Origin of the sequence: Paraburkholderia sediminicola (assembly GCF_046026895.1) — a bacterium.
Taxonomy (GTDB): domain Bacteria; phylum Pseudomonadota; class Gammaproteobacteria; order Burkholderiales; family Burkholderiaceae; genus Paraburkholderia; species Paraburkholderia sediminicola_C.
On the sequence record NZ_JAQQEU010000028.1, the window covers coordinates 84,580 to 100,296 of the forward strand.

General features: G+C 61.1%; 13 protein-coding genes and 3 pseudogenes. 2 read left to right on the forward strand and 14 right to left on the reverse strand.

The genetic code is table 11. The features are described 5' to 3' along the window. The 10 genes from PQR02_RS20525 to PQR02_RS20570 all read right to left on the reverse strand — a co-directional run bounded on the left by PQR02_RS20525 (position 1) and on the right by PQR02_RS20570 (position 10,107). Positions 1–849, reverse strand: coding sequence for an ABC transporter permease (locus tag PQR02_RS20525; protein WP_408234897.1), 849 nt, complete (start codon positions 847–849; stop codon positions 1–3). Further along, entirely contained in the window at positions 842–1,693 is an 852-nt protein-coding gene (locus tag PQR02_RS20530) for an ABC transporter permease (RefSeq protein ID WP_408234901.1), read from the reverse strand. The genes PQR02_RS20525 and PQR02_RS20530 overlap by 8 nt, the downstream gene beginning before the upstream one ends. Before the next feature lie 6 nt (positions 1,694–1,699). Then, the gene (locus PQR02_RS20535; protein ID WP_408234904.1) at positions 1,700–2,758 is read right to left on the reverse strand and encodes an ABC transporter substrate-binding protein; all 1,059 of its coding nucleotides are present in this window, start codon (positions 2,756–2,758) and stop codon (positions 1,700–1,702) included. An 86-nt stretch (positions 2,759–2,844) separates the two neighbouring features. Next, positions 2,845–4,032: an ABC transporter ATP-binding protein gene (locus PQR02_RS20540; protein ID WP_408234907.1), complete on the reverse strand. Its 1,188-nt coding sequence runs from the start codon at positions 4,030–4,032 to the stop codon at positions 2,845–2,847. After that, positions 4,029–5,387 (reverse strand): amidohydrolase family protein, encoded by a 1,359-nt coding sequence (locus tag PQR02_RS20545; RefSeq protein ID WP_408234910.1) that lies wholly within the window; start codon positions 5,385–5,387, stop codon positions 4,029–4,031. Before PQR02_RS20545 ends, PQR02_RS20540 begins: the two co-directional genes overlap by 4 nt. 22 nt (positions 5,388–5,409) lie before the next feature. Further along, on the reverse strand, positions 5,410–6,243 hold the full coding sequence (locus PQR02_RS20550) for an amino acid ABC transporter ATP-binding protein (RefSeq protein ID WP_408234913.1): 834 nt from the start codon (positions 6,241–6,243) through the stop codon (positions 5,410–5,412). 22 nt (positions 6,244–6,265) lie between these two features. After that, the gene (locus PQR02_RS20555) at positions 6,266–6,913 is read right to left on the reverse strand and encodes an amino acid ABC transporter permease (protein ID WP_179737643.1); all 648 of its coding nucleotides are present in this window, start codon (positions 6,911–6,913) and stop codon (positions 6,266–6,268) included. Between the two features lie 13 nt (positions 6,914–6,926). Next, entirely contained in the window at positions 6,927–7,784 is an 858-nt protein-coding gene (locus PQR02_RS20560; protein WP_408234917.1) for a transporter substrate-binding domain-containing protein, read from the reverse strand. 107 nt (positions 7,785–7,891) lie between these two features. Beyond that, positions 7,892–9,382, reverse strand: coding sequence for a dihydropyrimidinase (gene hydA / locus PQR02_RS20565; RefSeq protein WP_408234920.1), 1,491 nt, complete (start codon positions 9,380–9,382; stop codon positions 7,892–7,894). Further along, positions 9,379–10,107, reverse strand: coding sequence for a maleate cis-trans isomerase family protein (locus PQR02_RS20570; protein WP_408234923.1), 729 nt, complete (start codon positions 10,105–10,107; stop codon positions 9,379–9,381). The genes hydA and PQR02_RS20570 overlap by 4 nt, the downstream gene beginning before the upstream one ends. A 425-nt stretch (positions 10,108–10,532) precedes the next feature. Here PQR02_RS20570 and PQR02_RS20575 point away from each other — a divergent pair, with 425 nt between their 5' ends. Then, positions 10,533–11,306, forward strand: coding sequence for a GntR family transcriptional regulator (locus PQR02_RS20575; protein WP_408234926.1), 774 nt, complete (start codon positions 10,533–10,535; stop codon positions 11,304–11,306). Between the two features lie 60 nt (positions 11,307–11,366). On the opposite strand, the pseudogene PQR02_RS41040 reads toward PQR02_RS20575, so the two are convergent. Further along, positions 11,367–11,607 (reverse strand): annotated as a pseudogene (locus tag PQR02_RS41040) (IS6 family transposase); the annotation flags it as partial. 307 nt (positions 11,608–11,914) lie between these two features. Here PQR02_RS41040 and PQR02_RS20580 point away from each other — a divergent pair. Then, complete coding sequence (locus PQR02_RS20580) at positions 11,915–12,091, forward strand: hypothetical protein (protein WP_408234929.1); 177 nt, start codon at positions 11,915–11,917, stop codon at positions 12,089–12,091. Positions 12,092–12,924: 833 nt separating this feature from the next. On the opposite strand, the pseudogene PQR02_RS20585 reads toward PQR02_RS20580, so the two are convergent. The 3 genes and pseudogenes from PQR02_RS20585 to PQR02_RS20595 all read right to left on the reverse strand — a co-directional run. Next, positions 12,925–13,530, reverse strand: a pseudogene (locus tag PQR02_RS20585) (DUF2242 domain-containing protein); the annotation flags it as partial. Positions 13,531–13,900: 370 nt separating this feature from the next. Beyond that, positions 13,901–14,029, reverse strand: a pseudogene (locus tag PQR02_RS20590) (IS30 family transposase); the annotation flags it as partial. A 92-nt stretch (positions 14,030–14,121) separates the two neighbouring features. Then, a partial coding sequence (locus tag PQR02_RS20595; protein ID WP_408234932.1) for a hypothetical protein occupies positions 14,122–15,717 on the reverse strand: 1,596 nt, incomplete at its 5' end.

Consider the following 15,717-nt stretch of genomic DNA (forward strand, 5'->3'; position numbering starts at 1 on the left):
CTAGCGAAACTGCCGCGACAAGCCGGCGAGCCGCTCCATCAGCAGCATGGAAATCAAGGTGGCGATAATCAGTACGCCCGAGGCCGCGGCCGCCCGCACGTCGAGGCTGTCTTCGATGATGTGCCAAAGATGGATGGGCAACACTTCAGATCTCGCGTCCGACAGGAACAGCGACAGCGCGACGTTGTCGAACGAATTCATGAACGCAATGAACGCCCCCGACGCAACGCCCGGCACCAGCGCCGGCAGTACGACACGGCGAAACGTGAACCAGCTACTCGCGCCGAGGCACGTCGAACTGTCGAGCAGCGCGGGATCCAGTTGCGCATAACTGGCCGACGTCGTGTACAGCACATACGGTGCGCACAGCGCGATATGTCCGGCAAGCAGACTGTAGAACGAGAGCCCCGCGCTTTCGAGGTTGAACAGGATCAGGATACCCAGACCCAGCGCCAGCGACGGAATGGTCAGCGGCGCCATGAAAAACGAATCGAGCAGTCGCGCGCCGAACGTGCGACGGCGCGCGAGCGTCACCGCGGCAGCGACCGCCAGCACGGTCGCGCAGGCGGTTGCAGCGGCAGCCAGCTTCAGGCTCAACAGCAGATCGTCCATGATCTCCGGCGAATCGAAGAGCAGCGCCTGATACCAGCGCAATGACAGCCCCGGCGGCGGAAACTTCAACGAGTAACCCGACGTGAGCGATGTCACCAGTACGATCAGCGTGGGCCCGATCAGCATCAACAGCCCGATGCCGCCCATCAGGCCCATCACTGCATTGAAAGACAGGCGACCCGGCTGGGTGCGGCCCGCCGGCATGACGCCCGGCGCGGCAAGCGTGGATTTAGCCATGGACAAACCCTCTGGTCTTGCGGCCGAAATAGTTGAGCAGAGTCACCACGAGAAGCACGCTCACCAGCAGAATCATGGCAAGCGTCGCCGCAAACGGATAGTTCTGCGTCTGGATGGCCTGTTCGTAGATGTAGAACGGCATGTACATCAGCTGGCCGCCGCCCACCAGGGTTTGAACCACGAACGCGCTGACCGCGCCGGTAAACACCAGCAGGGTTCCGCTGAGCAAACCCGGCATGGCGAGCGGCACTATGATCTTCCACCAGGTGCGCCAGCTGCTGGCGCCCAGCGCATGCGACGCCTCGGACAAGCGCGTATCCAGCGAAGTGAGCGTGGTGACGAGCGGCAACACCATCAACGGCAATTCGATCTGCGCAAGCGAGAGGATCACCGCCAGCGGCGTGTACAGGAGCCTGACCGGTTGGCCCGTGTGCCCGAGCGCCATCAGCAGCGCATTGACCAGCCCTTCATTGCCGAGAATGACGACCCACGCAAAGGTGCGCACCACGGAACTCGTCAAAAGCGGCAGCAGGATCAGCACAATCAGCACGCGCCGCCAGCGCGGCGGGCTCACCACGTACAGGTGCGCCACCGGATAGCCGAGCACGATCGTCACCAGCGTGGTCGCCGCACCGAGCCAGAGCGTTTGCCAGAGGATGCCCCGGTTGTAGCTGTCGCCAAAGAAGACCATGTATTGGCGAATGCCGAAATGCGTCATGGCTGTGTCGTTGTGCAGGCTGATCAGCGCGACGAGCAGGAGCGGCACGCCCACGAACGCGATGAAGAACAGGCCCAGTGGCAGCACGAGCAGCCAGTCGCGCGGCATCCGGTGATTCGCGTTCATGATGCGTCAGACCTTGACCAGGCGGTTGAAACGGTCGATATATTCAGCGCGGCGCGGATTGATTCGTGCCCAGTCGACCTGCACGAAGGACGTCATGTCATTGGCGTTATGAGCGACAGCGGCGAGCGCTGCGCCAAACGGCACCTTCGTGTTGGTTGGCGCGACGTAGTAGGGCGCGCTCGTCATCTGCTGCTGCACTTCGACGCTCAACGCGGTGTTGATATACGCGGCGGCAAGATCCGCCGCCTGGGTGTTCTTCACGATGTTCATCGTGCTGCGCACAATGCCCCAATTGCTTTCGGGGCGCGCGAGCGCCACCGGCACGCCCTTGGCTTTCAGCGATTCCACGTTGTTGATGTAGTGGCAGGCAATATCCACCTGACCTTGCTGGAACAGCGTGCCGAGTGCGCCCGGATTGGCGGCAACCGCGCCAACGTTCGGCATCAGCCGCTTGATGTAATCGAACGCCGGGTCCATGTGATCTTCATCCCCGCCCAGCATCTTGGCGAGCGCCACCATCCATACCGTGCCCAATGTGGAGTCGAGACTCACGAGGCCGACGCGGCCCTTGAATTCCGGCTTGAGCAGATCATTCCAGGATTTCGGCGCGGTCTTCACGCGCTCCGTGTTGTACGCTATGCCATAGACCTGCGCGGACACATAGACGCCCAGACCCTTCGGGTCGATGAAGTGCGCGGGCAGATCCGCCAGGTTCGGCACCCGGGCTGCCGGAATGGGTTGGAACATGCCTTGCGCGATGCCCTGGAGGTAAGGCCCTTCGTCCATCATGACCACGTCGAACGGCGGGTTGTTGCGCGCGGCCACCAGCTTGGTCAGCGTGTCGACCGCTTGCGATGCGGTGAGCACGGCGCTCACGCCCGCAGCCTTGCGAAACGCGGGCAACAGGATCTTGCGTTGTGACTCTTCCCACGCACCGGGAAACGTGGTGGCGGCGAGGGATGCGGACGCAGCCATGGCAAGCGGGCTGCCGAGCGAGAGGCCGACGGCCCCCGCTGCTCCCATCAGTTGCAGGAGCTTGCGACGTTGGTGATCGATCAGCGACATAGGACCTCTAGATGGATAGTTGAACAGGATGAACCGGCGATAACGAAGCGGGCGGCGCGCTGGACCAGGACGTTCGTCACCATGCGCTAAACACCTGCGGTACTGGGCTGCGCCGCATTGAACGTGCGCACTTGCGCACCCGGCTTGAAATCGAGCGCGACACGCATGCCCGGGCGCAAGTCGGCACCCTCTGCGCGGGGCACGGAAATCTTCACGGTATGTCCGGCATCGATCTGCAGATCGACCACCAGCGTGGGACCGATCGGCATCGCCAGTTGCACTGTAGCCAGCAGCTGACGCGCGCTGGCGCCGGGCTGCGGCAACTGCCACGCCCATTGCTCGGGGCGAACCGCCAGCAGCGCCGCGCCGGCATCGCGCCACGGGCCGGGCTGAGCAACGGTCAGCATGGCGCCATCGTCGAAGATTGCCAGACACTGGTTGCCGTGCACGCGCAAGGTGACCGGCAGCAGATTCGCCGTGCCGACGAAGGTGGCGACGAAGGGGGTTGCGGGCTGATCGTAGATCGCGACCGCCGGGTCGTATTGTTCGAGCCGCCCGCGATTGAGCACCGCGACGCGGTCGGCCATGCTCATGGCCTCTTCCTGATCATGCGTCACCATCACGGTCGTGATGTTCAGTTCGCGCTGCAGACGCCGGATTTCGATCTGCATATCGAGCCGCAGGTTTTTGTCCAGCGCCGCAAAAGGCTCGTCGAGCAGCAGGATGCGCGGCTCGACGGCAAGCGTACGGGCCAATGCCACACGTTGCTGCTGACCGCCCGACAACTCGCGCGGATGGCGTTTCGCAAATGCTTCCATGCGCACCATCTCGAGCATCTGCATGGCCTTCTGGGCGGCATCCCGACGCGCGACGCCATTGGCTTCGAGACCGTAGGCGACGTTGGCGGCGACCGACATGTGCGGAAACAGCGCGTAGTTCTGGAAGACAATGCCCACGCCGCGCTGGCGTGGCGCGAGGCCGTCCACGCGTTGCCCACCGATATGCACTTCGCCCTCGGACTGCACCTGCAGACCGGCAAGGATGCGCAACAGGGTGCTCTTGCCACAGCCCGATGGGCCGAGCAACGCAACCAGTTCGCCTGCGGCAATTTCAAGCGTGACGTCTTCAATTACCGGCACGGCGCCGAAACGATGCCCGATGCCGCGCATCTGCACGGCGGCGCCGGTTTGCGAGGTGCGTGCTTGCGAAGCCGCCAGGTCGGCGTCCGCTGCGCCGTGCTTCGACTGCGAAACGACACTGTGCGGGGTGCTCATGCGCTTGCCCTTTTCCAGAGTTGCGTGGCGGCGTGCTTTCCAGCGGCGATCACGGCGTCGGCCTCGCAACGGGTGGGGGCGCCGCCGTCCACCACAATCTCCCCGTCCACGATGACCATTTCGACATCGCGCCCAAGTCCCGTGTGTACCAGCGTGCCCAACGGATTGGGGTGCGGTGTCAGATGCGCGCGCTGGAAATTGAACACGGCGAGGTCTGCCAGCCAGCCCGTCTTGAGGCAACCGAGTTCGTCGCCGAGGCCCATGGCCTGCGCGCCGTTGCACGTCGCCATGGCGAGCGCATTGGCGGGCTGCCAGTCCGCCGAGACTTCGCCCAACTGGATGCGCGCAATGGCCAGCGCCCAGCGCATGACCTCGGTCATATCGGCGTGCATGTTATCGGTGCCTAATGCAATGCGCGCGCCGGCGTCGCGCAGACGCGGCGTGGGCGCCATCGTGCCGCCCGTCGCGTTGCCCTTGGGGATGTGCGCCACCGTGATGCCGGCCCGTCCGACGCGTGCAATGTCGTCATCGTCCAGATACAGACAGTGCGCCGCCACGAGCCTTTCGTTGAGCAGTCCGACCTCGTCGAGCAGCTGCGCGGGGCTTTTGCCAGAACGCTGCTTCACCACGCTGACTTCGGTACGGCTTTGCGCGAGATGAGTCGTCACGCCCAGATCATGCGTGCGTGCTGCGTCGGCAATCAGACGCAGAAAGTCGTCGGAGCAGGTGTCGGGCGCGTGAACGGCGAGTTGGACGCCGGTGCGCCCGTTGTGCTTGCGATGCCAGCGGCCGGCGAGCGCCAGCGCGTCGTTGAGCGTGCGCTCGCCGGTCGCGGCATGGTATTCCCAACGCCCGTCCGCGACCCCGGAAAAATCGACGTCGTGCAGGCGGCCGCATGAATACACACGCAGGCCGAGTTCGGCCATGGCTTCCATGGTCAGGTCTGCGTGGACGTAGCTGTCGTTGATCAGCGTCGAGCCGAACAGCATCGCTTCTAGTGCGCCGAGACGCGCCAGCGCGACGGCTTCGTCCGGGCGCACGTCATGGCCGTGCGGAATACCGGGCGTGTAGGCGGGCGCGAAGCCCAGGTCTTCGGCCACGCCGCGCACCATCGTCAGAATGGCGTGGGTATGCACGTTCACGTAGCCCGGCACGATCACGCGTCCGTCAAGCCGGCGCGTGGTCCGCGCGCGTGTCTGCGCCGGCAGATCCTGCGCGCGGCCGACAAAGGCGAGGCGGTTACCGCGTATGCCGATGGCCGCGTCGTTCAGCAGCGGTTGAGCCGGGTCCATCGTCACGACGGTGGCGCCGTGCAGCAAAAGGTCAAGGTCAAGCTCGATAGGTGGGACAGTCATCAGTCAGGTGGTCCGGTTCGGTTCAGGTGTGCAGATGCTTCAGGAAACGCCGGGTGCGCTCTTCGCGCGGACGGCCGAAGACGTCGCCGGGCGTACCTTGTTCGACGATCGCGCCGGCATCCATGAAGACAACCCGATGCGCGACGTTGCGCGCGAAGCTCATTTCATGTGTCACGACCATCATCGTCATTCGGGCTGTGGCAAGATCGCGCATCACGTCGAGCACTTCGTTGACGAGTTCCGGGTCGAGCGCTGAGGTCGGCTCGTCGAACAGGATCATCTGCGGCTCCATCGCAAGCGCGCGGGCAATCGCCACGCGTTGCTGCTGGCCACCCGAGAGTTGCGCGGGCCGTTTGTTGACGTGCTGCGCGAGGTGGACTTTTTCCAACGCATCTTGTGCGCGAGCGCGAGCCGCATCGCGCGAGAGTCCCAGCACACGCTGCGGGCCGGCGGCGACGTTATCCAGCGCACTCAGATGCGCGAACAGGTTGAAGCGCTGAAACACGAAACCGAAGCGGCTGCGTTGCCGCGCCAGTTCGGCTTCGGGCAGCGCGCGGCCGTGCTCCGACAGCCCGATACGCTGGCCGCCAAGGCGGATCGTGCCGCCGTCCGGTCTCTCCAGGAAGTTGAGACAGCGCAGGAGCGTGGTCTTGCCCGAACCCGAAGGTCCGATCAGAACCACGGTCTCGCCGTGCTCGACCTCCAGCGAGACGGAGGGCAAGATGACCTTGTCGCCGAAGCGCTTGTGCAGCCCCACTATGGACAGCAGCGGTGCAACTGCGCCTTCATGCGCGCGCGCGGCGGCGTCCATGGCGGACGCTGCGGGCAGGTCAGAGGCGGTAACGGTGGGAGACATGCGGGAACCCGAGCTCATGAAGTCAGTATTGCGGCAGTCGCCGCTCGAGGTAGCGCGACAGCCACGCCAGCGCCGAGATCAACGCGTAGTAGTAGAGGGCGATCAGCAGGAAAATCTCGAACGGCGAAAAATACGTTGCGATGATTTCCTGACCGGCGTGCGTGAGCTCATACACGGAGATCGCAGACAGCAGCGCCGAACCCTTGATTAGCGAGATCAGTTCGTTGGTGAGCGGCGGCAGGATGCGCCGCCACGCTTGCGGAAAGAGCACGTGCAGAACGATCTGGCCGTGACGCATGCCGATGGATTGCGCGGCTTCAGTCTGGCCGCGATCGACCGACTGCATGCTGGCGCGCACGATCTCGCAGATGAAGCCGCCCGCGTTCAGACTGAGCGCGATGACGCCGGCCCAGTACTCGTTGAAGTTGATGCCGATGACGGGCAGCGCAAAATAGACGAGAAAGATCTGCACGAGCAGCGGTGTGCCGCGCACGAAATCGACATACGCCAGCACGGCGATGCGAACCGCCCTGAAGCGGCTGAGCGCACCGAAACCCAGCACGAAGCCGAGCACGATGCCGATCGCGATTGCCGCGAGGCAAACCTTGAGCGTGGCGAGCAGGCCGACCGCGAGGATCGGCAACGCCATGACGATAATGCTCCAGTCCATGGACGCCGCGCTCTCAGGACAGCACCGGAATGGCATCCGGCAAGTTCATGTCGAAACCGAACCACTTCTGCTGCAGCGTATGCAACGTGCCGTCTTTCCTGAACGTGCGCAGCTGCTGGTCAATGAAGCCGATCAGCGCGGTGTCATCCGTACGTGCCGCGATGCCCGCCCAGTTATCCGCGCCGATGCCCTTGACGATAGCGTATTTGCCCGGCGCATTCTTCAGGACGAGCGCAAGCGTCGGCAATGTGTTGAGCACGCCGTCCACTTTGCCTTCTGCCAGCGCGATATAGGCGGCCGGATGGTCGTCGAAGGTTTTCACTTGCTTGAAACCCACGCCGCCCGCTGCTTTCAATTGGGCATCGAGTTTCGGTTCGAGTATCTGGCCCGGCGAGCCGAGCTTGAGTCCGAGCACCTTGCCGTTCATGCCGGTGAGGCTGGTGACGCTCTTCTGATCCGTCGCGCGAATCAGTAATGCTTGCGAGGCCTCGACGTAAGGCACGGAGAAGTCCACGTGCTTTTCGCGTTCGGCCGTGTAGCTCAGACTGCTCATCACCAGATCGAACTTCTTTGTGTAGAGCGATGGAATCACGCCCGACCAGACCGTGTCGACGAACTGCGCCTTGACGCCGAGATTGCGGCAAAACGCGTTGGCCAGATCCACGTCGTAGCCGATCATCGCGCCGCTCGTGTCGCGATACGTCAGCGGCGGATAGGTCGCTTCGCAGCCGATGCGCAGCACGCCGGCCTTCCTGATGTCGTCAAGCGTGAGCCCGGCGGCCATCGCAAAGCGGGGCAGGCTGATCGACACCAGGGCTGCACCCGCGCCAGCACGTTGGAGGAATTGGCGACGCGAAAATCGTTCGGACATCAGGCTCTCCAGAGAAAATCACTATACGTTCGTTATAAATGCAGCGTGTAAAGCGGCGCCGAAGGTGAAAAGCACCGCGCGTTCCGCGCGAGCCCGCAAAGGCACTCCTACTCGCGATAGACGGCGGGAAAGGCAAAGCGCGGTAGCACCCGGTGAGCGTCAATGCGAGGGTTCAGCGGCCGATGCGGTTGCGCCAGTTGCGGGCGCAAGGCCGGCAGGAACTCGCCGCGGCCGTGCGTGCCGCTGGGCCGCACGCCGTCCCACACTACGTCACCGCGCGACAGCGTCAGCGCTGGCCACGCTTTCATCTGCCAACCCTCGTACGGCGTGTAGTCGACGTTGTGGTGCAACGCATCGTTGGTGAGCGTGAAGGCGCGATCTGTATCCCAGATCACCAGATCGGCGTCGCCGCCGATTGCGATCGAACCCTTGCGGGGATAAAGGCCATAGAGCTTCGCGGCATTGGTTGCGGTCAATGCGACGAAGGCGTGAATGTCGATGCGTCCGTTCATCACGCCTTCGGACATCAGCAAGGCCATGCGCGTCTCGAGACCCGGTATGCCGTTGGGCACCTGATCGAAGCGTGGGTTTTCGCCGGCCACCTGCTTGCCGTGCGGACCGTCGAAGCGGAACGGCGCATGGTCGGAGGAGAGCACCTGGAACGTACCGTTTACAAGACCATCCCAGACGGCCTGGCGATTGCCTTCGTCGCGCGGCGGCGGACTGCAGATACATTGATAGCCGCGAGGGCCATCTTCGAGCATGTCTTCGGTCAGCAGCAAATAGTGCGGACATGTCTCCGCGTAAACGGCGAGGCCATGTCCTTGCGCCCAGCGAATCTGCTCGATCGCTTCGCGGCCGGAGACGTGCACGATCAGTACGGGCGTGTCGACCAGCTGCGCGAGACTGATGGCGCGATGCGTCGCTTCGCGCTCGACCAGCATCGGACGGGACAGCGCATGCCCGATCGGTGCGGTGATGCCTTGCTCCAGCAGCGCTTCGGTGAGCCACGCAATGCAATCGGCGTTTTCGGCATGAATCATCACCATGGCGCCGTGGACGCGGGCCAAGGCGAGCAGTTCGATTATCTGACGGTCGTTCAGCTTGAGCGCGTCATACGTCATGTAGATCTTGAACGACGTATAACCCTCTTTGATCAATTGCGGCAACTCCTGTTCGAGGACATGCGGCGTGGGATCGGTGACGATCAGATGGACGGCATAGTCGATCACTGCGCGGGCGTCGGCGCGTCGGTGGTACGTATCGATCGCCGCACGCAGCGTCTTTCCCTTCTGCTGGCACGCAAACGGAATTACCGTGGTGGTGCCGCCGCAGGCAGCGGAAACCGTACCGCTCAGGAAGTCGTCGGCCATCACGCTGTCGTCGCCGGTGTCCTGATCCAGGTGGCAGTGACTATCCACGCCGCCTGGAGTGACGAGGCGGCCGCCTGCATCGATCTCGCCGGCGCCCCGCGCCAGTTCGCTGCCCAGCGCGACGATGAGCCCGTCGCGTACGCCGATGTCGGCGGTGAAGCGATCGGCCGCAGTGGCGATATCCGCGTTGCGGATCACGAGGTCGAAGGCCGCCGCGCCGCTCATGCAACCTCCCTGAACAGGCTGCCCCAACCGGTGACGCGCCGCGTATCGATGCCGCTCATCCGCAGCGCTTTCCATACCACCGTCGAGATGGTGTCGTACACCGGAATGCCGAGTTCGGCTTCGAGCTCTTCAGCGAGCGGCGCGCCGCGCAAATTGGTGCAGAAAATCGTAATCGCGTCGGGTTTGCTCTTCGCGACTTCACGCGCCATCTCACGCAACGTGTCCGCACTGACTTGCGAAAACGAAAAATTGTCCTGCTTGTTCAGATGACGTTCACCGACACATTCGAAGCCCGCGCTGCCGTACGTTGAGATGACCTTTGCCTGCACGTCGTCGCGATAGGGCGTGACCAGACCGAAGCGATGCACGCCCGTCATGGAGAAGATCTCGTTGAGCGCGAGCACCGAGGTGCAGGCGGCAATGCCGGTGCGTTCGGTGATGCTGCGGCACAGACGCTCGTCTGCCTCAAACCCGAGCCAGCCCGACGATGTCCCGTTCCAGCCGATTACGTCCAGCTTCGCGTCGGCGAGCAACCCTGCCGCGCCGAGAATTTCCTCGTCGTCGAACTGGGCCAGCGCCTGCTCGGACAACGCGATCTGGGTCACCCGGAAGCGGCCGAAATGCGCACTGATGTCGGGTAGGCCCGCGAGCATCGCCGAAGTGACCGGTTCGAGAACCGTGTTGGAAGACGGGGTCAACATGCCAATCAGAGTGCGTTGCGTCATGATTTCCATTTCAAGGGTAGCTTCCGCGGGCCGCGCCGGAAAGAGATGCTTGCCGGATTCATCTAATGCAAAGTTTGTGCCAACATAAATCGACATATTTGTACGCAATAAAAACTAGATTGTATGCAATGTAGGATGCGCTTTCGAGAGTGGAAACGGCCGCTCCCTGAGTATCCTCTTTGGAGCGGACGTCAATAGGTCATGGCGGAAAATACGATAAGCGTGCTCGCATGAAGATGGTGCGCAGCCGCACCAAAATCGAATCATCGGCACCAGATAAGGGATGCTGCGCGGGCAAAAAAAGTTGCCCGCTACAGAGGTCTTCAGACTGTCAGGCTCGATAAGCGCGGATGAGCATTTGTATGCAAAAAATACAGTTTGCTTCGCTAGAATGATTTTCGATGCGAGAGCTTCATTGAATTTTTGTGTACAAAAATGCCCGTGATTGCTCTATCATCAATCCATTCCCAGTTGCCAGAAGCCCTTTGAGCCGAGCCTCCTCCATGCCTGCCAGTAAAGCTGCCGCGCCCAAGGCGCCGTTTACGAACGAGGAAATCTATGGCCGCATCCAGAAGGCGGTGCTTGAGCATCGCCTTGCACCCGGCACAAAATTGATTGAAGAACGGCTCGCGGAAGTCTCGGGCGTGAGCCGGACCAAGATTCGCGAAGTGCTCAACAAGCTGGCGCATGAGGGGCTGGTCGAACTTGTGCCGAATCGCGGAGCCTTTATCGCCAGCCCGAGCGTCCAGCAGGCGCGAGACGTATTTGTCACGCGGAGCATGATCGAGCCGGAAATGGCCAGGCTGTTGAGCCGCACCGCGACGGCGGCGCAAGTGCGTGCGTTACGCAAGCACGTGCGACAGGAAAGTGACGCGCGCAAGCAGAATGACCGGCCCGCTATCATCCGGCTGTCAGGCGAGTTTCATGTGCTGATTGCGGAGATGATCGGCAACGAAATCCTCTTGCGGATGATGCGAGAACTCGCGCCGTTGACGTGTCTCGTTATCACGCTTTACGACAAGCCCAACGCCCCGGCGTGCCCGCATCACGAGCACAGTGATCTGATCGATGCAATTGAAGCGCATGACGAGGCAAAGGCTGCGGCGAGCATGCTGGAACACCTGCAGCATATCGAAGCGACACTGAACTTCGACGAGGTGGAGGACGCGTCGCCGGATATCGAAGCGATCTTTTCCTGAACTAAGCCAGATTCACTCCGTCGCAGCGCGCCTGGCGCGGTGCGACGGCTCTGGTGCAAATAGTCGATATGGACGACTGGCCGGTGGGCCTGCAAAAGCGGTCCACCGTTTGACGAATTCCGGCGCAAAGCGACGCACCCAGCGCAGGATCGTCGGGTGCGCCAGCAACAAACCCCGTTCCGCCGTCATTTCGACCAGATCGCGCAGGTAAGCTTGCAGCGCAGGTCCCGCGAACACACGGAATGATCACATCGCGGTCAAAATGACGGCCCGCGAACAGTTCCTCCAGACTTTCACCCATGCTGCGCGACGCGGTGCGGGCCAACATCAACGAGACGGCCGTCGACGCGATTCTCGATTCGACATCGGCAGCGTCGCGTCAGGGTACCGGGAACGGCAGCAGGTACCGGGAACGGCAGCACGATCATGTTCGTTTTTCCCGCGCGCGAAGTGGTGAAATCGAAGTCGTTCGATGCTCGTGTAGCCAAGGTCGCGCGCATCGAATCGTCCGACACGACGATGGAAAAAGCCGTCGACTCCGATGATGTGGAGGCCACGGACCGTCTCCGCTATCGCTGTTCGTTTCCGCTGTTTATGCATCGCCGTCCATGGCGTTCGGCCTGCCTTCGATCCCGGGCATCAGCGGCGGCAGCCCAGGGTCCACTGCGAGCGTCAACGTTGATGCGCTGACGACGCAGCAAGCCGAATTGCTCGTCGCGATGACGACATCGCTGCGCAACCTGGCCCAAGCGCAGACGCTGATGTTGCATTTCGACGTTCGATAACACGACGAGCCAGATCGTGTCGTATGCGACGTCGCCTCCAATGGCTCCTTGATGTGCGCCTCCTGTAAAGCCTCACCCCTTGGAGGTCCGTGTCGATCGCAAACATGCAACTAACCGTCTGGGACGTCTGCATCCCCGTCAACCTCAAACCTGTCTCCAGCAGGGGCAGGCAGAATCTACACCGCGAGTTGTCCGGGCGGCTATCTCTGCTGCACGGGCCTGTTTCCCTCTGTTCAGTAAAATTGAAGACAGGAAGTCAAAGGTTCGCAGCTGAATTCAGGAGGGGGAAAACATGGACGTTATTGATCTGATGCCCGATGTCGCGGCGGACCGGCATGAAATTTCGTTTCGCCTAGCCGGGCATCGCAGCGAGGTCGCCTGTGCGGTTGCGCCCATGAATTTGCGACATTGATGCTCGTCAGGCACTCGGCCGACCATATTGCCGAACGGCAGGACCTAGCACGCTGCTCGAACGCCAGCTCGTTGCCATGGAGCAGCTTGCCGGCGGTACCGTGCGACCTCGAATTACGCAGGACGGAGATTCCCTTCTTCGGGCCGTCGCACGCCGTCACTGATATGCCGCACCTATGAGCCCGCAAGCCTAAGGATGCAAGCCTGACCGTTGCTGCGGAGACTTGCCGCGGCCAAGCTTCGAGGGTCGCGCCATCCGCACTGTGACGGCGCGAGCGTGACGCCGTTTTATGCCGGACGTTGGCGACCGGGCTGACGACCTCGGCGGCCCGAGCCCACATTCGAGCGGGCGATACTCTCGACGCTCACCTGGCGCTCGCCGCCTTCTCTGAATCGTTACCAGTCTGGGCTGCCCCGACCGGCGGCACCGTGTTGTTCATCGACGGCAGCGCCTCCTTCGGCGCTGCCGCGGCGGCAACGGCGCCCGGCTGGGCGGAGTCGGCCTTCAGGTAGTGGTCGACCAGCGCAAAGAAGCGCTGATAGAAAATGCCGGCAGGAATCGTCTCGCTCGCGACCTTCACCATCGAGTCATCGCTCGAGCCGATCGGCAGCGAGAGCGATCCGAACACGCTCAGTCCGACGCTCGCCGACGTGTTGCTCTTCTTCAGCGCATAGCGATCCTGCACCGCATTCACGTACGCGGTACTGCTGTTGCTTTTGGGGTCGTCAGTTGTACAGACCACATGGATTTCGATCACCGCGTGCGTATCGCCCGTGGGCTGGAAATTTTTCGAGCCATCGACCGAATCGGACCGCGTTGAACTGGCGACATACCCCTGGCTGAGCAACGCACGGCGGGCGGCTTCGCACGCGGGCTCTGCCTTCGCGGCGAACTTGTGCATATAGGGGCTATCGCCTGCGTCGAACTGTTCTTGCTGGTAAAGCGGCTTCGGTGTCGAGCATGCCGAAAGTGCGCTCGCAAGCGCAAGCACGAAAGCCGCGGAGGAAAAGCGGAAGTGAGTATGCATGGCTGAATAAGGTGGATCGGTTCGAGCGGAGAAGGGGTCCGATGCCAGAAAGTCAGGACACCCAATGCTCTTGCGGAGCATGAGAGGGACACATCACGCTGCCGATCCGAAAGTGAACGGGCCGCGCCATTATAGTTTTCTTTCCCTACAACTCCCTTCGACGTGGCCGCGCCCGCTGGTCCGTCACGGAACTGTCGCGGGGGCGTGATCCGCTCTGGAAATCCTGGACAGAAATGAATGTTAGTGTTTCGACGCAAGTTTACGCCTTGTCTAAGACACTGCGTGGATAAAAAGCGGTTGCATCTTTGGCGACCGTCTCAGATCGATCCAAAACCCGACGGGCGAACCGGTGGATGCAATAGTTTGCTGGAATCGTTTGCTGGAATCGTTCGACTGGCGTTTCGTAGTCCAACGTCTTTCCCGGACGCTCGTTCAATCGTCTCGCCACGGCATTGAGCTTGGCCTGTGAATACACCGACAGATCGGTACCTTTCGGGAAGTTGGGGGTGACCCGCTTCGGTGGACAGTTACGTGGTTAAGTTTTGAGCGTGTCCACGAAAGCGGGTCAACACCAGAAGGCGCTCGCGATGCTCAAGAAGACCTCTTCAGTGGCCTGGCAGCATATCCACTTCCTCGAGCACTAACTGCTGTCACTAAAGTCGGGGGAATATCTCCGGGCACATAAAAAATCTCCCGCTCTGTAGTTCCTTGACTGACTTGAATCGCATTGGCGAGCGTCGCCTGCGTAATTTTACCTTCTTCCACCAATCTCATACCATCATTCACGAGAATGTCAGTCACAGTTCGAAATGCGCTAGGTGACTGCGTTGTGTCAATCTCATAGACTGGATATTTTTCATTGGCAAAACGTAAAGCCACGCTTTTATTGGCCGATAACGACAATACTTGTCCAGCAGATCCTGAGGAACGGGACGTATGTTGGACAATCGCTGCTAAATAATCATCAGGGCCACCGCGTGCCGTCTGTAGTCCATGTTGCTCCACCAGCTCCGGGCTTGACGCGGGATCTCGGTGACCTCGATATACTTTTGGTGGAATAGGATCATCATGCTTCAACATATAATCAACAGAGAAAGGCTTAATTTTTTGTATCTTAGCCGTTTTGTCAAGTAGATCCTGCAGGGATTTGAATGATGCCGTGTCAGAGCTGCCGTTGTTGTGACTTGTGCGGTTACCCCCGCCTTTGAGCCCTGAACCGTTCTCTATTCTTGTTCTCAGTTCCACAGATTGTTCCTGGGTCCGGACAGCGGGCATGGCCGGATACGGTGGCGAGTATTTTTCTTTTACCAGTTGCTGAAGCTCCTGTTGCCTGAGTAAGGCTTCTTCGGGCTTCAGTTCAGTACCTCCCGCCGCGATACCCTGATTCAGGTGGGCGCTACCAGATTGTGAAGTCCCAGATGGGCTGGAACTCATTCCCGTACCTTGGAGCCGGGGGGACTGCGGCTTCACACGCTCAGGTTGGGTAAATGCGAATTCAGACGTTTTCGGATCATATTTCCATCCCGAATCGTAGGATTTGGAGAAACGCAATACTGAAGGCGATTTGCCCAGCGTCAATTCCGCCGCGCCTGGTACCACATCGTGCACCAGTTGCAGGCCCGATATTGCTGCGGCCACATTGCCGCCAATGCGGTGTTTCGCCGTCATGCCATGGCGGCTGTCGTGGATTCCGAAGACAACATTGCCAGCGTTGCCGACAACCGGTATGTAGCCAAATGTCTTACCCCAACTTTCCTTTGCCGATTTCCAGTTTTGCTGCGCAGAGCCGAATACCTCGGTCCGGTCTGCCCATGCGGCGTTTTTTGCGTTGACAGCCTGGTACCTGGATGCAATACCGGCACCCTCCTTAGCGTCAGTACCTGCTGTTAAATTGCCGTATTTCAACTGATAATCGCTGCCCCACGATCTTGTGTAATTGAATGTCTCTCTAACTGGAATCGACATGTCACTGACAGGACTGTTGTATCCGCGATAGTTGACACGTTCTCCCCCTATCAAATTGTCGAGAGCTTCGCCCGCCTTTGGCCAATGCGCATCTAGGCCTCCCTGCCTGTCTCTGTCATTGAAACTCTGAAGCAGGTTGCCACGGTTGTTTTTAGCCCATCTGGCAAAGTCGTCGTCCCCATGGATTTCGCTGGCGCTGCCTCGATCCAGGTCAATCATCAA

Coding starts and splice junctions, on each gene's coding strand:
- PQR02_RS20525 (WP_408234897.1), bottom strand. CDS start 849: ATGGCTAAATCCACGCTTGCCGCGCCGGGCGTCATGCCGGCGGGCCGC.
- PQR02_RS20545 (WP_408234910.1), bottom strand. CDS start 5,387: ATGACTGTCCCACCTATCGAGCTTGACCTTGACCTTTTGCTGCACGGC.
- PQR02_RS20540 (WP_408234907.1), bottom strand. CDS start 4,032: ATGAGCACCCCGCACAGTGTCGTTTCGCAGTCGAAGCACGGCGCAGCG.
- PQR02_RS20560 (WP_408234917.1), bottom strand. CDS start 7,784: ATGTCCGAACGATTTTCGCGTCGCCAATTCCTCCAACGTGCTGGCGCG.
- PQR02_RS20555 (WP_179737643.1), bottom strand. CDS start 6,913: ATGGACTGGAGCATTATCGTCATGGCGTTGCCGATCCTCGCGGTCGGC.
- PQR02_RS20535 (WP_408234904.1), bottom strand. CDS start 2,758: ATGTCGCTGATCGATCACCAACGTCGCAAGCTCCTGCAACTGATGGGA.
- PQR02_RS20550 (WP_408234913.1), bottom strand. CDS start 6,243: ATGTCTCCCACCGTTACCGCCTCTGACCTGCCCGCAGCGTCCGCCATG.
- PQR02_RS20570 (WP_408234923.1), bottom strand. CDS start 10,107: ATGACGCAACGCACTCTGATTGGCATGTTGACCCCGTCTTCCAACACG.
- PQR02_RS20530 (WP_408234901.1), bottom strand. CDS start 1,693: ATGAACGCGAATCACCGGATGCCGCGCGACTGGCTGCTCGTGCTGCCA.
- PQR02_RS20580 (WP_408234929.1), top strand. CDS start 11,915: ATGGCGTTCGGCCTGCCTTCGATCCCGGGCATCAGCGGCGGCAGCCCA.
- hydA (WP_408234920.1), bottom strand. CDS start 9,382: ATGAGCGGCGCGGCGGCCTTCGACCTCGTGATCCGCAACGCGGATATC.